General features: G+C 66.1%; 21 protein-coding genes. 18 read left to right on the plus strand and 3 right to left on the minus strand.

What is annotated here, in order from left to right; genetic code table 11:
• Positions 1-32: 32 nt before the first annotated feature.
• Positions 33-692, plus strand: coding sequence for a TetR/AcrR family transcriptional regulator (locus tag G154_RS10870; protein WP_019514040.1), 660 nt, complete (start codon positions 33-35; stop codon positions 690-692).
• On the opposite strand, the gene G154_RS10875 is transcribed toward G154_RS10870, so the two are convergent.
• A complete protein-coding gene (locus tag G154_RS10875; RefSeq protein ID WP_019514041.1) occupies positions 658-1923 on the minus strand; it encodes a cytochrome P450 in 1266 nt (421 codons plus the stop codon). The genes G154_RS10870 and G154_RS10875 overlap by 35 nt on opposite strands.
• Before the next feature lie 160 nt (positions 1924-2083).
• Here G154_RS10875 and G154_RS10880 point away from each other — a divergent pair, with 160 nt between their 5' ends.
• On the plus strand, positions 2084-3628 hold the full coding sequence (locus G154_RS10880; RefSeq protein WP_045546439.1) for a carboxylesterase/lipase family protein: 1545 nt from the start codon (positions 2084-2086) through the stop codon (positions 3626-3628).
• A 22-nt stretch (positions 3629-3650) separates the two neighbouring features.
• On the opposite strand, the gene G154_RS10885 is transcribed toward G154_RS10880, so the two are convergent.
• On the minus strand, positions 3651-4130 hold the full coding sequence (locus tag G154_RS10885) for a hotdog fold domain-containing protein (protein ID WP_019514043.1): 480 nt from the start codon (positions 4128-4130) through the stop codon (positions 3651-3653).
• Positions 4131-4532: 402 nt separating this feature from the next.
• Here G154_RS10885 and rpsJ point away from each other — a divergent pair, with 402 nt between their 5' ends.
• The 16 genes from rpsJ (at position 4533) to G154_RS10965 (ending at position 19406) form a co-directional block, all read left to right on the plus strand.
• Entirely contained in the window at positions 4533-4838 is a 306-nt protein-coding gene (rpsJ, locus tag G154_RS10890; protein WP_003883485.1) for a 30S ribosomal protein S10, read from the plus strand.
• 15 nt (positions 4839-4853) lie between these two features.
• Entirely contained in the window at positions 4854-5507 is a 654-nt protein-coding gene (gene rplC, locus G154_RS10895) for a 50S ribosomal protein L3 (RefSeq protein ID WP_019514044.1), read from the plus strand.
• Entirely contained in the window at positions 5507-6157 is a 651-nt protein-coding gene (gene rplD / locus G154_RS10900) for a 50S ribosomal protein L4 (RefSeq protein WP_019514045.1), read from the plus strand. Before rplC ends, rplD begins: the two co-directional genes overlap by 1 nt.
• A complete protein-coding gene (gene rplW / locus G154_RS10905) occupies positions 6157-6459 on the plus strand; it encodes a 50S ribosomal protein L23 (RefSeq protein WP_019514046.1) in 303 nt (100 codons plus the stop codon). The genes rplD and rplW overlap by 1 nt, the downstream gene beginning before the upstream one ends.
• A gap of 30 nt (positions 6460-6489) precedes the next feature.
• A complete protein-coding gene (gene rplB, locus G154_RS10910) occupies positions 6490-7326 on the plus strand; it encodes a 50S ribosomal protein L2 (protein WP_019514047.1) in 837 nt (278 codons plus the stop codon).
• A gap of 12 nt (positions 7327-7338) precedes the next feature.
• Positions 7339-7620 (plus strand): 30S ribosomal protein S19, encoded by a 282-nt coding sequence (gene rpsS / locus G154_RS10915; protein WP_019514048.1) that lies wholly within the window; start codon positions 7339-7341, stop codon positions 7618-7620.
• Positions 7620-8081, plus strand: coding sequence for a 50S ribosomal protein L22 (gene rplV, locus G154_RS10920; RefSeq protein WP_019514049.1), 462 nt, complete (start codon positions 7620-7622; stop codon positions 8079-8081). Before rpsS ends, rplV begins: the two co-directional genes overlap by 1 nt.
• Positions 8081-8914, plus strand: a complete 834-nt coding sequence (gene rpsC, locus G154_RS10925) for a 30S ribosomal protein S3 (protein ID WP_019514050.1) — start codon at positions 8081-8083, stop codon at positions 8912-8914. The genes rplV and rpsC overlap by 1 nt, the downstream gene beginning before the upstream one ends.
• Before the next feature lies 1 nt (position 8915).
• A complete protein-coding gene (gene rplP, locus G154_RS10930; protein ID WP_019514051.1) occupies positions 8916-9332 on the plus strand; it encodes a 50S ribosomal protein L16 in 417 nt (138 codons plus the stop codon).
• Positions 9332-9565: a 50S ribosomal protein L29 gene (rpmC, locus tag G154_RS10935; RefSeq protein ID WP_023985334.1), complete on the plus strand. Its 234-nt coding sequence runs from the start codon at positions 9332-9334 to the stop codon at positions 9563-9565. Before rplP ends, rpmC begins: the two co-directional genes overlap by 1 nt.
• A 3-nt stretch (positions 9566-9568) precedes the next feature.
• Entirely contained in the window at positions 9569-9865 is a 297-nt protein-coding gene (gene rpsQ, locus G154_RS10940) for a 30S ribosomal protein S17 (protein ID WP_019514053.1), read from the plus strand.
• Positions 9866-10221: 356 nt separating this feature from the next.
• Positions 10222-11739: a hypothetical protein gene (locus G154_RS10945; protein WP_019514054.1), complete on the plus strand. Its 1518-nt coding sequence runs from the start codon at positions 10222-10224 to the stop codon at positions 11737-11739.
• A 56-nt stretch (positions 11740-11795) separates the two neighbouring features.
• Positions 11796-13799, plus strand: a complete 2004-nt coding sequence (locus tag G154_RS10950; protein ID WP_131701294.1) for a hypothetical protein — start codon at positions 11796-11798, stop codon at positions 13797-13799.
• A gap of 34 nt (positions 13800-13833) precedes the next feature.
• Positions 13834-15327: a glycosyltransferase gene (locus G154_RS10955; protein WP_023985335.1), complete on the plus strand. Its 1494-nt coding sequence runs from the start codon at positions 13834-13836 to the stop codon at positions 15325-15327.
• Complete coding sequence (locus G154_RS10960) at positions 15324-16985, plus strand: hypothetical protein (protein ID WP_019514057.1); 1662 nt, start codon at positions 15324-15326, stop codon at positions 16983-16985. Before G154_RS10955 ends, G154_RS10960 begins: the two co-directional genes overlap by 4 nt.
• A 69-nt stretch (positions 16986-17054) precedes the next feature.
• Positions 17055-19406 (plus strand): arylsulfatase, encoded by a 2352-nt coding sequence (locus G154_RS10965; RefSeq protein ID WP_019514058.1) that lies wholly within the window; start codon positions 17055-17057, stop codon positions 19404-19406.
• Here the strand turns inward: G154_RS10965 and G154_RS26420 are convergent.
• The gene (locus tag G154_RS26420) at positions 19403-19606 is read right to left on the minus strand and encodes a hypothetical protein (RefSeq protein WP_023985337.1); all 204 of its coding nucleotides are present in this window, start codon (positions 19604-19606) and stop codon (positions 19403-19405) included. The genes G154_RS10965 and G154_RS26420 overlap by 4 nt on opposite strands.
• Between the last annotated feature and the right edge of the window lie 34 nt (positions 19607-19640).

Below are 19640 nucleotides of genomic sequence, written 5' to 3' on the forward strand. Positions count from 1 at the left end.
GTCTCGTACGGCTGGTGGGAGGGAGAATCGCGATGTCGACGGTGCACACCGACCCACGGCCGGCGCGCTCGCGGGCGCGGTTGTTGGACGCTGCGACCACATTGCTGCGTACCGGCGGGCCCAGCGCGGTCACCGTCGACGCCGTCATCCGTGCCTCCAATGTCGCCCGAGCCACCCTGTACCGGCACTTTCCCAGCGGGAACGACCTGTTGGCGGCGGCGTTTCATGCACTCATCCCGCCCGTGCCGCTGCCGCCGGAGGGCGGCTCGCTGCGCGATCGGTTGATCGCCGCGCTCGACGGTTTCGCGACGTTGGTCGTCGAGGCACCGATCAGCCTGGCGGCGACGTCATGGCTTGCCCTCGGCGGCGGGCTGGAGCCCTCTTGGTGGCCCAGGGGAGACCATGAAGCGGAAAGCGATGAGGTGCGGACGCTGCGCGAGCGGGTGGCCGAGCAGTATGCGGCCCCCTTCGACGCCATCTTTGCCAGCCCTGATGCGGTCGCCCAAATCGGCGATGTGGACCGCGCGCAGGCCGTGGCACTGCTGTTGGGCCCGATCGTGCTCGGGAAGCTCAGCACACTGGCCGATTTCGACTACCACCAGGTGGCCAGGGTCGCCGTCGACGGCTTCCTGGCCACCCATGGCAGGGGTGGAAAAGCTAGCGCAGCGAGTACCGGATCGGCAGGTGCTTGAGCCCGCCGACGAATGTCGTCGCCGACAACTCCGGGGTGCCGGCCAGTTCGATCGAGTCCAGGCGCGGGATGAGCTCGGTGAACAGACTGTTCATCTCCATCCGCGCCAAAGCGGCCCCCAGGCAGAAGTGCACCCCGTAGCCGAAAGACACGTGCTTGTTGTTCTCGCGCCCGACGTCGAAGCGGAACGGCTCGTCGAACACGTCCTCGTCTCGATTGCCCGAAGCGTAAGCAAGATAGACGGATTCGCCCTCGGCGATGCGCACCCCGCGCACCTCGGTGTCGGCGGTGGCGGTGCGCATGAATTCCTTGACCGGTGTGGTCCAGCGGATCATCTCCTCGACCGCGGTGCCCATCAGATCTGGTTGGGTGCGCAGCCGGTCGAGTTGGTCGGGGTTTTCGATCAGTGCCAGCAGGCCGCCCGAGATGGCGTCCTTGGTGGTGTCATGCCCGGCGCTGGCGACGATCACGTAGTAGGAGGCGGTGTCCACATCCGAGAGCGGTTCACCGTCGATGCGGCCGTTGGCGATGGCCGAGGCCAGATCCTCGGTGGGATTGGCCCGTCGTGACGCGGTCAGGGTGGAGAAGTAGGCGAAGAAGTCCATCAGCACGGCGAGTTGGTCCTCCAGGGATCCGCCTTCGCGCTTGTACTCGTCGTCGTCACCGCCGAACATCTCCTGGGTCAACATGTGCATGCGCTCGTAGTCCTCTTCAGGCAGCCCGAGCAGCGACATGATGACGTAGAGCGGGAACTGCACCGCGATGGCGGTGACGAAATCGCATTCGGGTCCAATATCGCGCATCCGGTCGACGTAACGCTTGGCCAGCTCGTCGACGCGAACCTTGAGGTCACGCATGGCCTTGGGGCGGAACCAATCCGCGCCGATGGCGCGCACCTTGCGATGGTGTGGGTCATCCATGTGGATCAGGGTGCGCAGGCCCATGCCTGCCTCCAGCTGTTGCTTGGCCAGGTCGTCGGCGGCCGCGGTGGCCAGCAGTGGCCGCGGTTCGCTGATGAACAGGTTGTTCTCCCGTTCGACGGCCATGATGTCGGCGTGCTTGGTTATGGCCCAGAACGGTCGATACAGCCGAGACTCCACCTTGACCACGGGTTCGTGGCGGCGCAGGTAGGCCATCGCCTCGTGCAGCCGCGCATCGTCGGCGTAGGCCTTCGGCTCGACGAAGACCTTTGCGTACTCACTGGCCCGGCCGTCTTTGGTCGGAGTGCTCATCACGGGGCTCCTTCGTGCTGTCTTGACGGCTGTCAAGTCCGAGTCTAGGCGGGCCCCGTCGACGACACGGCCAGATTGTCCGAATCGTCGTCAGTAGGCTCGATCCGTGCTTCTGTCGTCGCGATCCGTCCTCCGCACGCTGGCGCTGCTGGTGGTCGTGATGCTCGCCGCGGGGTGTGGACTGGGCGGCGACGGCGGGCGGGCATCGCTGCCGCCGGACCCGTCGGTGGTGCGGACCGCCGACGGCTTCGTCCGTGGGGTGGCCACCCTGGACAAGCGCAATTTTGCGGGAATCCCTTATGCGGCACCGCCGGTCGGTCCACTGCGTTGGCGGCCTCCGCAGCCGGTCGCCCCATGGCAGGGCGTCCGCGACGCGACCAAGACCGGCCCGCGGTGCCTGCAGGGCGAAAGCGGCGATGTGGAGTTCGGCAAGCAGACCGATGAGGACTGCCTGACGCTCAACGTGTGGACGCCGGCACCCGAGAACACCCTTCGGCCGGTGATGGTGTGGATCCACGGTGGCTCTTTCATCAACGGCAACGGCGCCATGTACGACGCCCGCTGGCTCGTCGACCGTGGTGACATCGTGGTGGTCACCCTCAATTACCGGTTGGGTGCCTTGGGATTTCTCGCCCATCCGGCGCTGGGGGAGTCGGGCGGCGTCGGCAACTACGGCCTGGCCGACCAGCAGGCGGCGCTGCGCTGGGTGCACGAGAACATCGCGGCGTTCGGTGGTGACCCGGACAAGGTGACCATCGCCGGGGAGTCGGCGGGCGGGATGTCGGTGTGCGATCACCTGGTCGCGCCGGAGTCGCAGGGCTTGTTCCGGGCCGCGATCATCCAGAGCGGACCGTGCCAGGCGCAGGTGGGGCTACCCCGGGCCGAGAAGATCAGCAGCGACTTCGCCCGCGATATGGGGTGTGCCGATCCGGCCGCCGTTGCCGCCTGTCTACGCGGGCTGCCGGCCCATCAGGTGGATAAACCGGTGTGGTACGGCCGAATCGGCGAGGACACCCTCAGCGGACCGGTCTACGGCACCACGACCCTGCCCGAAGACCCGATGGTCGCGTTCCGGGACGGTCGGGCGGCCGAGGTGCCGGTGCTGATCGGCACCAATCGCGACGAGTTCACCCTCTTCGCCGCCCTGCAGTACCTGCGCGGGGCCAGGCAGTACGACGCCGGCGAATATCCCGACCTGCTTGCCGACACCTTCGGCGCGGACGCCGCGGCGGTCGGTGCCCGGTATCCGCTGGACAGGTACGGCGGCAGCGCGGCACTGGCGTACTCGGCGGCGGTGACCGATGGCGTCTTCGCCTGTGTCGCCGAACGGATGGCCGACCAACTGGCATCGAGTCGGTCGGTTTTCGGCTATCAGTTCGACGATCCCCGCCCGCCGACTCCAGAACCGATGCGTACGTTGCCGTTTCCGGTCGGCGCCAGCCACTCGCTGGAACTGCGCTATCTGTTCGACGTCGGTGGGGCGCCGCCGCTGAGCCCTGACCAGCAGCAGTTGTCGAACCAGATGATCGACTATTGGACGGCATTCGTCCGTTCCGGTGCACCCGATGTCGATGGCGCACCGGACTGGCCGGCGGTCAGCGGCTCGGCTTCCTGGATGTCCCTGCGGCCTGACGGGTCGCGGATGGTCACCAGTTTCGGATCCGAGCACCAATGCGATTTCTGGGCAGGGCTGCCGGGTCGATAGCGCACCGGCGGCTTCCGTGCGGTCAGGACGTCGAGCTGACCGGAGTCACCCAGGTCGTGATCTCGGCGTGCACCACCTCGGTGCCTGCGCGGTCGGTGATGCGCACCGGCACCACGATCTCGGTGCCGTCGGTGATGACGGCGAAGTCCGGGGGGCTGAATCGGGCCGTGGCGCGCAGCGATGTCGTCGCCTTGGCCAGGTACTGCACCGTCATCCCTTTCGGGATCCACCGGTGGGTGGCCGGCACGGTCGCCTCCATGGCCATCCCCATCGCCACCTCGGCGGCATTGCACGAGGCGATCGCGTGCACGGTGTGCAGGTGGTTGTAGACGTAGAACCACTTCGGCACGTCGACCTCGGCCAGTCCCGGCTCCATCCGGCGGATGTGCGGGAGTACCGAGGCGAAATAGGGGACTCGGACCATCGCCGCCGCGGAGAACAACCGGCTACCCAGCGGTTTGTCGGCCAACTGCTGCCACGCGCGGTAGGTGGGACTCGTCATGCTGCGCTACCTTACTCGTCGGTAAGATCGCCTGATCGCGGTGCGTCGAGCACCCCGGCCCGGCGCCCGGCGGGGGAGTGGCCGACCTGGTCAAATGGAGATTTGTAGGACGCCGGGATCTGAGGCATACTGTTCGGGTTGCCTTGAGCCGGGTTCGCCCGGATGGAGGCAACCGACCAGCGTCCTTTGCGGATGCATCCGGTCCCACCTCGATCGCGACGAATACGACGCGAAAGAATGTGCGTAAGGGCGACACACCCGAGCGCGGGGGTCGGTGAACCAGAGACAGGTAAACAGCGGCGGCAACAGGCTGCGCGCGCCCCGGTCACGGAGCGCGCACACCGGGGCCAGACCAGAGACAAGGCCCAACCATGGGCCCGTTAGTAGTGAGGTAGGAGAAGCGTGGCGGGACAGAAGATCCGCATCAGGCTCAAGGCCTACGACCATGAGGCGATTGACGCCTCGGCGCGCAAGATCGTCGAGACTGTCACCCGTACGGGCGCCAGTGTGGTTGGCCCGGTGCCGCTGCCGACCGAGAAGAACGTGTACTGCGTCATTCGGTCTCCCCATAAGTACAAGGACTCGCGGGAGCATTTCGAGATGCGTACCCACAAGCGCCTTATCGACATCCTCGACCCCACGCCGAAGACCGTTGACGCTTTGATGCGCATCGATCTGCCGGCCAGTGTCGACGTCAATATCCAGTAGGAGATTCCAGAACTCATGGCACGAAAAGGAATTCTGGGCACCAAACTGGGCATGACGCAGGTGTTCGACGAGAACAACAAAGTCGTCCCGGTGACGGTCGTCAAGGCCGGCCCCAATGTGGTGACCCGCATCCGTACCACCGAGCGTGACGGCTACAGCGCCGTGCAGCTCGCTTACGGCGAGATCAGCCCGCGCAAGGTGAACAAGCCGGTCACCGGTCAGTTCGCCGCCGCCGGTGTGAACCCGCGCCGCCACCTCGCCGAGCTACGTCTCGATGATGAGGCCGCCGCCGCCGATTACGAGGTCGGCCAAGAGCTGACCGCCGAGATCTTCGCCGACGGTGCTTACGTCGACGTGACCGGCACCAGCAAGGGCAAGGGCTTCGCAGGCACCATGAAGCGGCACGGCTTCGCCGGCCAGGGCGCCGCGCACGGTGCCCAGGCTGTGCACCGCCGTCCGGGCTCGATCGGTGGCTGCGCCACCCCGGGCCGCGTCTTCAAGGGCACCCGCATGTCGGGCCGTATGGGCAGTGACCGCGTCACCACCCAGAACCTGAAGGTGCACAAGGTCGATGCCGAGAACGGCGTACTGCTGATCAAGGGTGCCGTCCCCGGACGCAATGGTGGACTCGTCGTGGTCCGCACCGCGATCAAACGAGGTGAGAAGTAATGGCTCTCAAGCTTGACGTTCACACTCCGGACGGCAAGACGGACGGTTCCGTGGAACTTCCCGCTGCCCTGTTCGATGTGGAACCCAACATCGCTCTGCTGCACCAGGTGGTGAATGCACAGCTGGCCGCGAAGCGTCAGGGAACGCATTCGGCCAAGACCCGCGCCGAGGTCTCCGGTGGTGGCAAGAAGCCGTACCGCCAGAAGGGCACCGGCCGCGCCCGTCAGGGCTCGACCCGCGCACCGCAGTTCACCGGTGGTGGCATCGTGCACGGACCGAAGCCGCGTGACTACAGCCAGCGGACCCCCAAGAAGATGATCGCCGCCGCCACCCGCGGGGCGCTCTCGGACCGGGCTCGCAACGATCGGATCCACGCTGTCACCGAACTGGTGGCCGGTCAGACTCCGTCGACCAAGTCGGCGAAGTCGTTCCTGGCCAGCCTCACCACGAACAAGAACGTGTTGATCGTCATCGGTCGCAGCGATGAGGTCGGCGCGAAGAGCGTGCGGAACCTGCCCGGCGTGCATGTCATCTCGGCGGACCAGCTCAACGCGTACGACGTGCTGCACGCCGACGACGTGGTGTTCTCGGTCGAGGCCCTGAACGCCTACATCACCGCGCACACCAAGAAGGAAGAGGTGTCTGCCTGATGGCCACGATCACCGACCCTCGCGACATCATCCTCGCGCCGGTCATCTCCGAGAAGTCCTACGGGCTGATCGAGGACAACGTGTACACGTTCGTCGTGCACCCGGATTCGAACAAGACGCAGATCAAGATCGCCATCGAGAAGATCTTCTCCGTCAAGGTCGATTCGGTGAACACGTTGAACCGCAACGGCAAGCGCAAGCGGACCCGCAGTGGCTACGGCACGCGCAAGAGCACCAAGCGCGCCATCGTGACCCTGGCCGCAGGCAGCAAGCCGATCGACTTGTTCGGAGCGCCGGCCTAGCGGCAGGCAGAGAGACTCAGGAACTTAGAAATGGCAATTCGCAAGTACAAGCCGACGACCCCGGGTCGTCGCGGTTCGAGCGTCTCCGATTTCGCCGAGATCACTCGTTCGACTCCGGAGAAGTCGCTGGTCCGTCCGCTGCACAGCACGGGTGGACGTAACGCGCACGGCCGCATCACCACTCGTCACAAGGGTGGCGGCCACAAGCGCGCCTACCGGCTTATCGACTTCCGTCGTCACGACAAAGACGGTGTCAACGCCAAGGTTGCGCACATCGAGTACGACCCCAACCGCACCGCGAACATCGCGCTGCTGCACTACTTGGACGGCGAGAAGCGCTACATCATCGCCCCCAAGGATCTGAAGCAGGGCGACGTCATCGAGCAGGGGCCGAACGCCGATATCAAGCCCGGCAACAACCTGCCGCTGCGCAACATCCCGGCCGGTACCGTCATCCACGCCGTGGAGCTGCGGCCCGGCGGCGGCGCCAAGCTGGCCCGCTCTGCCGGTGTCAGCATCCAGCTGCTCGGTAAGGAAGGCAGCTACGCATCGCTGCGTATGCCCTCCGGCGAGATCCGTCGCGTCGACGTGCGCTGCCGCGCCACCGTCGGCGAGGTCGGCAACGCCGAGCAGGCCAACATCAACTGGGGCAAGGCCGGTCGTATGCGGTGGAAGGGCAAGCGCCCCACCGTCCGTGGTGTCGTCATGAACCCGGTCGACCACCCGCACGGCGGTGGTGAGGGTAAGACCTCCGGTGGCCGCCACCCGGTGAGCCCCTGGGGTAAACCCGAGGGCCGCACCCGCAAGCCCAACAAGGCGAGCGACAAGCTCATCGTCCGTCGCCGGCGCACCGGCAAGAAGCGCTAGGAGTAAATAGCGATGCCACGCAGCCTCAAGAAGGGCCCGTTCGTCGACGACCACCTTCTCAAGAAGGTCGACGTCCAGAACGAGAAGAACAGCAAGCAGGTCATCAAGACCTGGTCGCGCCGGTCCACCATCATCCCGGACTTCATCGGTCACACCTTCGCCGTCCACGACGGTCGCAAGCACGTGCCGGTGTTCGTTACCGAGTCGATGGTCGGGCACAAGCTGGGCGAGTTCGCCCCCACCCGCACGTTCAAGGGTCACATCAAGGATGACCGGAAGGCGAAGCGCCGGTAATGACTACTGCAATTGAGTATCCGTCCGCGAAGGCGGTGGCACGCTTCGTGCCGTTCTCGCCGACCAAGGCTCGCCGGGTCATCGACCTGGTCCGCGGCAAGTCCGTGGCCGAGGCGCTCGACATCCTGCGGTGGGCACCGCAGGACGCCAGCACCACGGTGGCCAAGGTGATCGCCAGCGCAGCTGCCAACGCGCAGAACAACGACGGCCTGGACCCGTCGACCCTCGTGGTCGCGACGATCTTCGCCGACGGCGGTCCGACCGCCAAGCGCATCCGTCCGCGCGCCCAGGGGCGTGCCTTCCGGATCCGCAAGCGCTCCAGCCACATCACCGTGATCGTGGAAAGCCGTCCGCCCAAGCAGAAGGGTGGCGCGTCGACATCGACCGCGCGTACCCGTCGTGCGCAGGGCAGTAAGGCTGCTGCTGCGAAGGCCACCGATTCGAAGGAGGGCTCGGAGTAGTGGGCCAGAAGATCAACCCGCACGGCTTCCGGCTCGGTATCACCACCGATTGGAAGTCCCGCTGGTACGCCGACAAGCAGTACGCGGACTACGTCAAGGAAGACGTCGCCATCCGTCGCCTGCTGGCCACCGGTCTTGAGCGCGCCGGCATCGCCGACGTGGAGATCGAACGCACCCGCGACCGCGTCCGCGTGGACATCCACACCGCGCGTCCGGGCATCGTGATCGGTCGCCGCGGCACCGAGGCCGACCGCATCCGCACCGACCTGGAGAAGCTGACCGGCAAGCAGGTCCAGCTCAACATCCTCGAGGTCAAGCAGCCCGAGGCCGTCGCCCAGCTGGTCGCTCAGGGTGTCGCCGAGCAGCTGTCCAACCGTGTGGCGTTCCGTCGCGCGATGCGCAAGGCCATCCAGTCGGCCATGCGGCAGCCCAACGTCAAGGGCATCCGGGTGCAGTGCTCGGGTCGCCTCGGCGGTGCTGAGATGAGCCGCTCGGAGTTCTACCGCGAGGGTCGAGTCCCGCTGCACACGCTGCGTGCCGATATCGACTACGGCCTCTACGAGGCGAAGACCACCTTCGGCCGGATCGGCGTGAAGGTCTGGATCTACAAGGGCGACATCGTCGGTGGTAAGCGCGAGCTGACCGCCGCGGCGCCGGCCGCTGACCGTCCGCGTCGTGATCGTCCGTCGGGCACCCGTCCGCGCCGCAGTGGCGCGTCGGGCACCACGGCGACGAGCACCGAGGCCGGCCGGGCCGCAAGCGATGACACGGCGGGCACCCCGGCAGCAGCCGAGGCGCCCGCAGAAACCACCCCAGAAAATTCAGGGAGCTGACATGCTTATCCCCCGCAGGGTCAAGCACCGCAAGCAGCATCACCCCAAGCAGCGCGGTACCGCCAGCGGCGGTACCTCGGTGAGCTTCGGTGACTACGGCATCCAGGCTCTGGAGCACGCCTACATCACCAACCGGCAGATCGAGTCCGCTCGTATCGCCATCAACCGGCACATCAAGCGTGGCGGCAAGGTCTGGATCAACATCTTCCCGGACCGCCCGCTGACCAAGAAGCCCGCCGAGACCCGCATGGGTTCGGGTAAGGGTTCGCCGGAGTGGTGGGTCGCCAACGTCAAGCCGGGTCGCGTGCTGTTCGAGCTGAGCTACCCCGACGAGAAGATCGCCAGGGACGCGCTGACCCGCGCGATCCACAAGCTGCCGATCAAGGCACGCATCGTGACCCGAGAGGAGCAGTTCTGATGGCAGTGGGAGTTTCGCCGGGCGAACTGCGTGAGCTCACCGAGGAGGAGCTCACCACGCGCCTGCGTGAGTCGAAGGAAGAGCTGTTCAACCTGCGCTTCCAGATGGCCACCGGCCAGCTGACCAACAACCGTCGGCTGCGCGTGGTGCGCCAGGAGATTGCACGGGTCTACACCGTGCTGCGTGAACGTGAACTGGGTCTGGCTTCCGGACCTGTTGGTGAGGATTCGTAAGACATGGCAGACACTAAAGGCCCCAACCACACGCCGGCCACCGAGACACCGCGTGGCCGTCGCAAGACCGCGATCGGCTACGTGGTGAGCGACAAGATGGAAAAGACCATCGTCGTCGAGCTCGAGTCGCGCAAGAGCCACCCGCTCTACGGCAAGATCATCCGGACCACGAGCAAGGTCAAGGCCCACGACGAGAACGGGGATGCCGGCATCGGTGACCGCGTCTCGCTGATGGAGACCCGCCCGCTCTCGGCGACCAAGCGCTGGCGCCTGGTCGAGGTCCTCGAGAAGGCCAAGTAACCTCGACGCCAACGCTTTTGGCATCCAGATCCCCGGCACCGCAGTGCGGTGCCGGGGATCTTTGCGTTTGCGCGAGCATTCGGCATCCGGCGTGTCGCGCACCGTTTGCCCGACATGCGCTGCGTGGTGATTATGCGTTCTATGAGTGGATATCTGCGCTCAACGCTGGTTTGCTGCGACTGCATATGCATGTCGTGTTGTTTTGGGATCAACGAAATCGGTGTCTACCCGGGCGATCTGACCTAGCATCGCGCTCATGACGTGCAGTTTCGAGGTGGCCACTTGGTCGATGCGGCGGTGTCGCCGTAGCGACAAACAGGCCGGTACGCGCACGTCATCTCCGGGCTGACCGGCCGATGGACACCGCGTCAGTGGCCGCGGAAGTCGCCGCGCCCGAACCCAAGCCGTTCCTGGAGCGCTACTACGATCTGCATCCGGCATTCCGGGCGACACTGCGCTGGGGACTGATCCTGGCATTGTTCATCCTGGCGTTCCACGACTCGATGATCAGCCTTGCGCACACCACGGCCGCAGGCGGTCTCGGCGGCTACATGTGGACGGTGCCGATCATCTCCGCACTGGTGGCCATTGCCGTCGCCCGACGGCACCGCACCGAACTACCCATCCACGATCGGCAGACCGACATCATCACCGGCGGCATGGCATTGGTGCTGGCGGTCGTGATCGAGGCCCAACTGCTCGATCGTTATGCGCTGTACTTCCACCTGCTGCGTCTCGACGTCGTCGCGGCCTGGCTGTTCCTATCCGGTTCGTGCGTCGTGCTTTTCGGTCTGCGACCGGTCACCCGGTTCGCCTGGGTGTGGGGCATCCTGTTGATGGCGTTGCCCTTGCCGTACTACATCGTGGTGGTGCTGCTTGGCGGCGGTGCCTTCGCAGCCGGAGCGGCGAGCCTCCTGGTCGCCGCGATCGGCACCGCTGTCGCGGTGGGTCGGACCTGGCGGCGCGGCGTGATCGGGTCGCTGCGCGCCTGGGTGGTCGGCTTCGCGGTACTCATCACCATCAAGGTCGCCTTCCCGGACGCGCCGTTGGTCGTCTACCAGCAAGTGCCCGCGGTGACCGCCATCTGCGTGGTGGGGACGCTGATGTTCCTGCAGGCCCGCCGCGGCGCGCCGAAGAAAATCCTCGACCGCAAGGTGGAACCGCTGGCCTCCCGGCAGGTCTGGGTGGGCGTCCCGGTGGTGGTGGTGACGGCGGTGGCACTGGCGCTGTGCCACCTGCCGAGTGGGACCTCGACGTCACCGGTTGCTGTCGCGGCGCCGGACCGGCTGGAGCCGGGTCGGGGTATGGCGGCGCCCTACGGGTGGACTGTCACCGAACAGCAGGAGTTCCCCGATGTCGACCGGCTTTACGGCGACGGCGCCACGCTGGTCCGCCAGTACCTCGTCGCGAATGTCGGTACGGCCCGGTGGGACAAGCTCTCGCGGCCCCGCACCCTCGTGGTGGACAGCACAGTGACCCGGCGACCGTTCAGCCTCGATGTCTATCCGGGCCGGGTGCTGTACAGGTTGACCAGCGCGCGCATCAGCGAGCCGCGATACTTCGACCTTGGGCACGGGGTGCAGGGCCGGTTGGTCTCAGTCGTCGACGACAGGCTGCTGGTGACCTGGAACTCGATCCAATTCGCCTGGGGAGACAAGGATCTCGCGCAGCGCGTATCGGTGTTCGCGGTCGATAATCACGATGCCGATGCCCCCTTCCCGACGCCATCGACCAGTGTGGCGTCCAATATCGGGGCGCTGTTCACCCTGTTGTTCCGTGGCAACGGCGTCCTGGACCAGCGCACGCCCGTCTTCAAGGACGAGGACATGCTGCTGAGCTTCACGAGGTCGCTGGTGACGGCGCAATTCCCATGACCAGACCCGACGATTCTCGGGTGTCCGACAGATATCCACGCATGATGGGGAGTTCGATGAGTTCAACAGGGGCCGACGCCACGGCCGGCCACGGTGTTCGTGGGATGCCGCGCCTTCTGGCGATGACCACCGCCGTCCTGCTCGCCGGCGGGCTGGCGTTACCGGCGATCGCATCGGCCGAACCCGAACCCGATGCCCAGACATCATTGGCGAACTCACCATCGCTGAGCCTGCGCGTACTCGGTGGTGATCCCACCATCACGCTGTACGGCGCCGAAGGCATGCAGACGGTGTCGATCCCGGTGCAGGCCGGGCTGCTACCCACCGAATTGAACGTGACCGCGCGCCTGCCGGTCAACGCGCTGGGCGGCACGATCGAGGTCGTCCAGGACGACCGCGTCGTCTCGCGGGTGCCGCTTCCCGCCGATGACGGCCGGTTCGCGATCCCGCTGATCGGCGCCCGGGTCGTCGACAGCGCGGTGACCGTGCAACTACACAGTTTCCTCACCCTGCCGGAAGGCAATTGCGTTTTCGAGGCCGACAATCCGCTGCGCCTGGGCGATGCCGAAGTCCGGTATGCAGGCCAAGAGGTGGCGCCGGTCGCGGTGGCGGACTTCCTGCCACCGATACTGCGCAAACTGACGATCTTCGTTCCGCGCGAGCCGTCTTCGGCCGAATCCGATGCGGCGCTGAAACTTGCCACGGCCACCGTCGCCCGGTACGGCACCCAGCGTATCGAGGTCGAGCTCGTGGAGAACGACGGCGCCGCGGTGCCCGCGCCCCAGCCTCTTGAGCGTCAGATCGTCGTGCGCGAAGGTGGCGAGGCGCGGCTCGCGCTGACCGGGACCAACGCGGTGCGCGCGCTGTCGGTCTCGGGTAGCGCGGGCGATCTGGCCAACCAGACTCGGTTGTTGTCCAGCGACCTGGCCCGGCTGGCCGTCCAGTCCGCCGCGGTCGTCGGCCCGCTGTCCGCCGCACCCGTCCTGCCCAGCGATCACACCACCATCCGGGGGCTCGGCCAGCCCGGCGTCAACGCCACCGCGTTGGTCAACCCCAAGGTGACCATCCCGCTGGACCAGACCCGGCTGGGCCGCGCGGTCCAGGATGTGCGGGTGCATCTGCAGGGCTCCTACACCCCGCTCCCGTCCGGCCTCGCCGGCCAGGTCGTGGTCAGTGTGCGCGGGGAGGTGCTCGACCGGTGGCCGACCGAGTCCGCCGGTGCGATCGATCGCTGGGTGAATGTGCCCAACCGGCTGCTGGAGCGGTACACGAACCTGGACGTGGAGGTGAACGCCGCGGGCAACACCGGCCGGTGCGGTGAGTTCCAGCCCATCACGCTGACGATCGACGGTGAGAGCGCGGTGGAAAGTGCACCCGCCGATCCGCCCGCACCGCTGGGATTTCAGTCGTTGCCACAGGCGCTGATGCCACGCATCGAGATCGGTATCGGCGACGGATCCTCGGTGGAGTTCGCCGACCTGCGGCGGGCGGTGTCGATCCTGACCGGTCTGCAGCGACTCAGCGGGTTGCCGTTCGACACCGCGGTGGTATCGACCGATGCCGCCATCGCGTCGGCCAACCCGGCGGTCGTGGTGAGCGCCGACGGGTGGGACGCCGCCAACGTGACGTTGCCCGTGGCCGTGAGTTCCGATGGTGTGATCACCGTCGAGAACGTCGACGGCACAGGAAAATCCACCACCCTGGCGCTCGACCCCCAGGTCGGTTTCGGTTCGCTGCAGGCTCTCTACAGCGGGGGACGGACGCTGCTGGTCGCCACATCATCGGATGCACCTGGAGAGCTGGATCGGTTGCTGCAATGGCTGGATACCGACGTCATGCGCTGGTCCGGGGTGCGTGGTAATGCCCTGATCGCGGTGCCCGGCCGGGACGTCATCCAACTGACCACACCCGAGTCCGCACAGCCGGACGCTGCGGCCGACGCCGATCACAGCTCGCGGTACCTGATTGCGGGTGCGGGCGCGACGGCGGTGGTGGTGATCGGGGCGGCGTTGCTGTTGTTACGTGCGCGCCGATCCCGGGGCCCCGCGGACCCGTCGTGACGACGTCGCCACGGCCGGGCGATTGGACCCGGCCATGAAAGTTCGGGAGCTCCTCGACGCGCAGACCGTGACCGAGGAGCAGCGCCAGTACGCGCTGGACACGGCGATCAACGGCCTGCGCGATGACGACCCGCGCGCATCGGCGTCCAAACCATTGCTCGGCTGGCAGAAGCCGGTGCTCCTCACGCTGCTCGCCCTGGTCGTGGCGCTGGCGATCTGGTGGCCGATGCAGACCACCATCGTGCTGATCGGGTTGTGCACGGCCGCCTACCTGGTGACGCTGGGCGACCGGGTGCTGATCTTCCGGCGGGGTTTGGCCTCGCGCCCCATCGCGGTTCCCGACGATGTCGCCCGCGCCATCCCCGACAGCGAGCTACCGCGCTACACCATCCTGGTGCCCGCCTACAACGAGCCGGAGGTGGTCGCCGACCTGATCGGGGCGATGGATGCGCTGGAGTACCCGCGGGACAAGTTGCAGGTACTGCTGCTGTTGGAGGCGGACGATCAGGTGACGATCGATGCCGCCGAGGCTTGCGGCGAATCGGAGATCATCACCATCCTTCTCGTTCCCCCGGCCGACCCGCGGACCAAGCCGAAGGCGTGCAACTACGGCCTGCACTTCGCCACCGGGGACATCGTCACCATCTTCGACGCCGAAGACTTGCCGGAACCGCTGCAGTTGCGCCGGGTCGTCGCGGCGTTCCGCGATCTGCCCGACGACGTGGCCTGCATACAGGCCAAGTTGGTCTATCACAACGGGCAGCAGAATCTGCTGACCGCGTGGTTCACCGCCGAGTACGGTCTCTGGTTCGGTTATCTGCTGCCCGGCATGATGGTCAGCACCTCGCCGATACCGTTGGGCGGCACCTCCAATCATCTGCGCCGCGATGTGCTGGTCGACATCGGGGCATGGGATCCCTTCAACGTCACCGAGGATGCCGATCTGGGATTGCGCATCGCGGCGCACGGGATGCGCACCGCGGTCATCGACTCCTACACGCTGGAGGAGGCCAACAGCGACCCGATCAACTGGATCCGGCAGCGGTCCCGTTGGTACAAGGGCTATCTGCAGACCTGGCTGGTGCACATCCGCAGACCGGTGCAGCTGTACCGCACGCTGGGACTGCGCGCCTTCATCCGGTTCACGCTGGTGCTCGCGGGCACACCGATCATCGCGGTGCTCAACCTGTTGTTCTGGTTCATCACGGCGTTGTGGTTCCTCGGGCAGCCAGCGGTGGTCGGCAGTGTCTTCCCTCCGCTGATCTACTTTCCGGCGCTCGTCGCCATGATCATCGGCAACTTCACCGTGATGTACATGAACATGATCGCGCTGCGCGAGGACGACCGGGCCGACCTGCTCCACGCGGCGCTCACGGTGCCGATCTTCTGGGTGATGATGAGTATCGCCGCCGCCAAGGGCTGCTATCAGATGATCCGGCAACCGTCGTTCTGGGAGAAGACCTTCCACGGACTTGCCGAGAAGCCCGACGAGAAGACCGCCCACGAAAACGTGGTCGGGTCGGCGTGACGAACCGTCGGCTGAAATTCGCCATCTTCGCCTTGACCGGGATCGTGTATCTCGGAGTCGGCTGGTGGCTGCAGATCCGGCACGGCTACATCATGGGCGACACGTTGTCCCGGGTGGCATCGACACAGGCAGTGTTGTTCAGCCGCGATCCGCACCTGGCGGCCATCGGATTCATCTTCACCCCGGTGGCGGCGATGGTGCAGATCCCGGCCATGCTCTTCAGCGACGTCTGGACCGAGCTCGCCGAACACGCGTACTCCGGCACCCTGATGTCGAGCGTGTTCATGGCGGGAGCGGCGGTACAGATCTTCAGCATGGGCTCCGATCGCAGTCTGCCGCGGTGGTATTCGCTGACGATCACCGCGCTGTTCGCCCTGAACCCGATGATCGTGTTCTACGGATCCAACGGGATGAGCGAGGCTCCGTTCATCTTCTTCATGACCTGGGCGGTGCGCCGGCTCATCATGTGGATGGTCGACGACGACGTGCACCATCTGGTCGCGGCGGGCGGTGTCGCGATGGGGTTGGCCTATCTGACGCGCTACGACGCATTGGCATCGATCGGCGCGGCCGGCGTGATCGTCGGTGTCACGACCTATCTGCGGGCTCGGACCTCACCGCGGGTGCGGCGGGCCGTGCTGGACGTGTTGATCGTCAGCGGACCCGGCGTGGCGGCATTCCTGGGCTGGGCCGCGGCGGGCTGGTTGATCACCGGGGAAGCGTTTGCCCAATTCACCTCGCAGTACGGGAACACCGCGATCCTGGAACAGTCCGGCCAGACCGCACCGAACTTCGCCGAGGGCATCGGGTTCGCCGCCGTATGCGTCATGCTGCTCGCCCCGACGCTGATTCCGCTGCTGCTGTGGGCGACCATGCAACGCTGGGGCACGCCACGATGGACGATGCTGGTGGTGCCGCTGGGGATGTTCGGTGCGGTGTTGGGATTCCAGGCATTCAGTTATGCGAACGGATCGACGTTCCCGTTCCTGCGCTTCTTCATCATCGCGATCCCGATGGCGGCGACGCTGGCCTTGCTCGGCGTGCCCGATGGCGCGCTCGCACCGCCGAAACGGCGCGGGCGCTACGCCCCGCACCCTGCTCCCGTGGCGGTCACCCGTCGTCGGTCTCCGGCAGTGTATGTCGCGGTCGCCGCGACGCTGGCCGTCGGCATCCCGGTCACGGTGTTCGGGATGGGTCAAGCGGATTACGCGCCGCAGGAATACGGTCTCGGGGCTGTGCTGAACCCTCAACCCGACGATGTCAGCGCGCACAAGGCCGTCGAGCACCGCATCGCCCGAACCTTCCGCACCGAGCGGCGGATCGCCGAATATCTGGATTCCCTCGGCTTGCCCGACAGCTCGGTCATCACCGATACCGTCTACGGATTCGGCGTGCTGGCCGCCACCGACCGGCCCAAGGTTTTCGTCATCCCGTCCGACCCGGATTTCACCGAACTGCTCAACGATCCGTCCGGCCGCGGCATCAAGTATCTGTTGACGGTGCCACCGATCGGCCGAGGTGCCTCGGATGCGCTCAATCTGCGGTATCCGACGCTGTATGACACCGGTGCCGAAGTGGCGACATTGGAGCTGGAGATTCCCAATGACGGCGACGGGCAGCCCGATTGGCGGTTGTACCGGGTGAACGAACCGGCCTGAGACCGATTGCGGCGCGATGCGTGCGGCGCGGGTGTACTCTCCGGTCGATGCCGATCCCCAGGAGGGCCGATGACCGCTGAATTCAAGGGCAAGATCGCACTCGACATTCGCGATTCGGAACCGGACTGGGGCCCGTACGCCGCACCCACCGCACCCGCGGATGCGCCCAACGTCATGTATCTGGTCTGGGACGATATCGGCATTGCGACCTGGGATTGCTTCGGCGGTCTTGTCGAGATGCCCGCCATGAGCCGGATCGCGGACAAGGGCGTGCGGTTGTCGCAGTTCCACACGACCGCATTGTGTTCGCCGACGCGCGCCGCACTGCTCACCGGTCGCAATGCGACCACGGTCGGCATGGCCACCATCGAGGAGTTCACCGACGGATTCCCCAACTGTAACGGCCGCATCCCCCGCGACACCGCGTTGTTGTCGGAGGTGTTGGCCGAACACGGTTACAACACCTACGCCGTCGGGAAGTGGCATCTGACACCGTTGGAGGAATCCAACCTGGCCGCCACCAAACGGCATTGGCCGCTGGGGCGCGGCTTCGAACGCTTTTACGGGTTCATGGGCGGCGAGACCGACCAGTGGTATCCGGATCTGGTGTACGACAACCACCCTGTCACCCCGCCGGCCACCCCGGAGCAGGGTTATCACCTGTCGAAGGACCTGGCGGACAAGACCATCGAATTCATCAGGGACTCCAAGGCCATCGCCCCGGACAAGCCGTGGTTCACCTATCTGTGCCCCGGCGCCGGGCACGCACCGCACCATGTGTTCGAGGAGTGGGCGGACAGATACGCGGGCACCTTCGACATGGGGTACGAGAAGTACCGGGATATCGTGCTGGCCAACCAGAAGCGGCTCGGCATCGTTCCGCCGGACACCGAGCTTTCGCCGATGAATCCCTACCTCGATGTCACCGGACCCGGGGGAGCGGCCTGGCCGGCGCAGGACACGGTGCGCCCGTGGGACAGCCTCGACGACGAGGAGAAGCGGTTGTTCTCCCGGATGGCCGAGGTGTTCGCCGGCTTCCTGTCCTACACGGACGCCCAGATCGGCCGCGTGCTGGACTATCTCGAAGAATCCGGTCAGCTGGACAACACCATCATCGTCGTCATCTCCGACAACGGGGCCAGCGGCGAGGGCGGGCCGAACGGATCGGTCAACGAGGTGAAGTTCTTCAACGGCTACATCGATACCGTGGCCGAAAGCCTGCGCTTCTACGATCAGCTGGGCGGGCCGCAGACCTACAACCATTACCCGATCGGTTGGGCGATGGCCTTCAACACGCCCTACAAGCTGTTCAAACGCTACGCCTCCCACGAAGGCGGTATCGCCGACAGCGCAATCATCTCCTGGCCCAAGGGAATCGACGCACACGGCGCGGTTCGCGATCAGTACATCAACGTCTGCGATGTCACCCCTACCGTCTACGACCTGCTCGGCATTCCCGAACCGTCCGAGGTCGGCGGTATCGCGCAGAAACCGCTCGACGGTGTGAGTTTCAAGTCCGCCCTCGAGGATCCGAATGCCGTCACCGACAAACGCACACAGTTCTACGCGATGTTGGGTACCAGGGGGATCTGGCACGAGGGGTGGTTCGCCAACACCGTGCACGCGGCCTCGCCGGCGGGGTGGGGGCATTTCGACGATGACCGTTGGGAGTTGTTCCATATCGACTCCGATCGCAGCCAGTGCCGTGACCTGGCGGCCGAGAACCCGGAGAAGTTGGCCGAACTGCAGGAGCTGTGGTTATCCGAGGCGGCGAAGTACAACGGCCTGCCGCTCGGGGATCTGAACATCTTCGAGACGTTCGGGCGATGGCGGCCGCTTCTCGTGGTGGGCCGCACCACGTTCGTCTACTACCCCGACAACGCCGAGGTCGGTCTCGGCGCGGCCGCCGAACTGCGCGGTCAGTCGTTCTCGGTGCTGGCCGAGGTCACGATCGACACCGCCGATGCTGAAGGAGTGCTCTTCAAGCAGGGCGCCGGTCACGGCGGACATGTGCTCTTCGTCCAGAACGGCCATCTGGAGTACGTGTACAACTTCATGGGCGAGGACGAACAACGGGTGACCGCGCGGACACCGATCCCGTTGGGCAGTCATGTGTTCGGCGTCCGATACGAGCGGACCGGCACGGTCGAGGGCAGCCACACCCCGGTGGGGCAGGTATCGCTCTACATCGACGACAGCATCGTCGGTCAGGCCGACGGTGTGCGCACCCACCCTGGCAGCTTCGGGCTGTCCGGGGGAGGGATCAAAGTCGGCAGCAATACCGGCCAGGCGGTGTCCGGCGCCTACTCGGCACCGTTCGCCTTCACCGGCGGAACGATCGCCAAGGCGGTGGTGGACATTTCGGGCACTCCCTATCTGGACGCCGAGCGCGAGCTCGCCCGCGCCTTCGCCAGGGACTAGCCGGTGCGCCGGGGAATGGCCGTCATGTGCGTGGCGGTGGCGGCGACGGTACCGGTGGCGGGATGCACGCGCCCCGGCGGCGGCACACCGGTCGCGGACAGCTCGTACACGGCCACGACGACCGGCAGCGGTACTACGACGAGGGTGCCGCCGACACCGTCTTCGGCACCCGACCACCCCGACTTCGGGGTGGTCCCCACCCGCGAACCGATCCGTACCGGCGAGGTGACCTGC

The organism is Mycobacterium sp. VKM Ac-1816D (assembly GCF_000416385.1).
In the GTDB taxonomy this organism is placed as follows: domain Bacteria; phylum Actinomycetota; class Actinomycetes; order Mycobacteriales; family Mycobacteriaceae; genus Mycobacterium; species Mycobacterium neoaurum_A.

What these genes read in the sequence shown, in the direction of transcription:
- G154_RS10870 (WP_019514040.1), top strand. Translation starts at nt 33, where the DNA reads ATGTCGACGGTGCACACCGACCCACGGCCGGCGCGCTCGCGGGCGCGG.
- G154_RS10875 (WP_019514041.1), bottom strand. Translation starts at nt 1,923, where the DNA reads ATGAGCACTCCGACCAAAGACGGCCGGGCCAGTGAGTACGCAAAGGTC.
- G154_RS10880 (WP_045546439.1), top strand. Translation starts at nt 2,084, where the DNA reads ATGCTCGCCGCGGGGTGTGGACTGGGCGGCGACGGCGGGCGGGCATCG.
- G154_RS10885 (WP_019514043.1), bottom strand. Translation starts at nt 4,130, where the DNA reads ATGACGAGTCCCACCTACCGCGCGTGGCAGCAGTTGGCCGACAAACCG.
- rplC (WP_019514044.1), top strand. Translation starts at nt 4,854, where the DNA reads ATGGCACGAAAAGGAATTCTGGGCACCAAACTGGGCATGACGCAGGTG.
- rplD (WP_019514045.1), top strand. Translation starts at nt 5,507, where the DNA reads ATGGCTCTCAAGCTTGACGTTCACACTCCGGACGGCAAGACGGACGGT.
- rplW (WP_019514046.1), top strand. Translation starts at nt 6,157, where the DNA reads ATGGCCACGATCACCGACCCTCGCGACATCATCCTCGCGCCGGTCATC.
- rplB (WP_019514047.1), top strand. Translation starts at nt 6,490, where the DNA reads ATGGCAATTCGCAAGTACAAGCCGACGACCCCGGGTCGTCGCGGTTCG.
- rpsS (WP_019514048.1), top strand. Translation starts at nt 7,339, where the DNA reads ATGCCACGCAGCCTCAAGAAGGGCCCGTTCGTCGACGACCACCTTCTC.
- rplV (WP_019514049.1), top strand. Translation starts at nt 7,620, where the DNA reads ATGACTACTGCAATTGAGTATCCGTCCGCGAAGGCGGTGGCACGCTTC.
- rplP (WP_019514051.1), top strand. Translation starts at nt 8,916, where the DNA reads ATGCTTATCCCCCGCAGGGTCAAGCACCGCAAGCAGCATCACCCCAAG.
- rpmC (WP_023985334.1), top strand. Translation starts at nt 9,332, where the DNA reads ATGGCAGTGGGAGTTTCGCCGGGCGAACTGCGTGAGCTCACCGAGGAG.
- rpsQ (WP_019514053.1), top strand. Translation starts at nt 9,569, where the DNA reads ATGGCAGACACTAAAGGCCCCAACCACACGCCGGCCACCGAGACACCG.
- G154_RS10945 (WP_019514054.1), top strand. Translation starts at nt 10,222, where the DNA reads ATGGACACCGCGTCAGTGGCCGCGGAAGTCGCCGCGCCCGAACCCAAG.
- G154_RS10950 (WP_131701294.1), top strand. Translation starts at nt 11,796, where the DNA reads ATGAGTTCAACAGGGGCCGACGCCACGGCCGGCCACGGTGTTCGTGGG.
- G154_RS10955 (WP_023985335.1), top strand. Translation starts at nt 13,834, where the DNA reads ATGAAAGTTCGGGAGCTCCTCGACGCGCAGACCGTGACCGAGGAGCAG.
- G154_RS10965 (WP_019514058.1), top strand. Translation starts at nt 17,055, where the DNA reads ATGACCGCTGAATTCAAGGGCAAGATCGCACTCGACATTCGCGATTCG.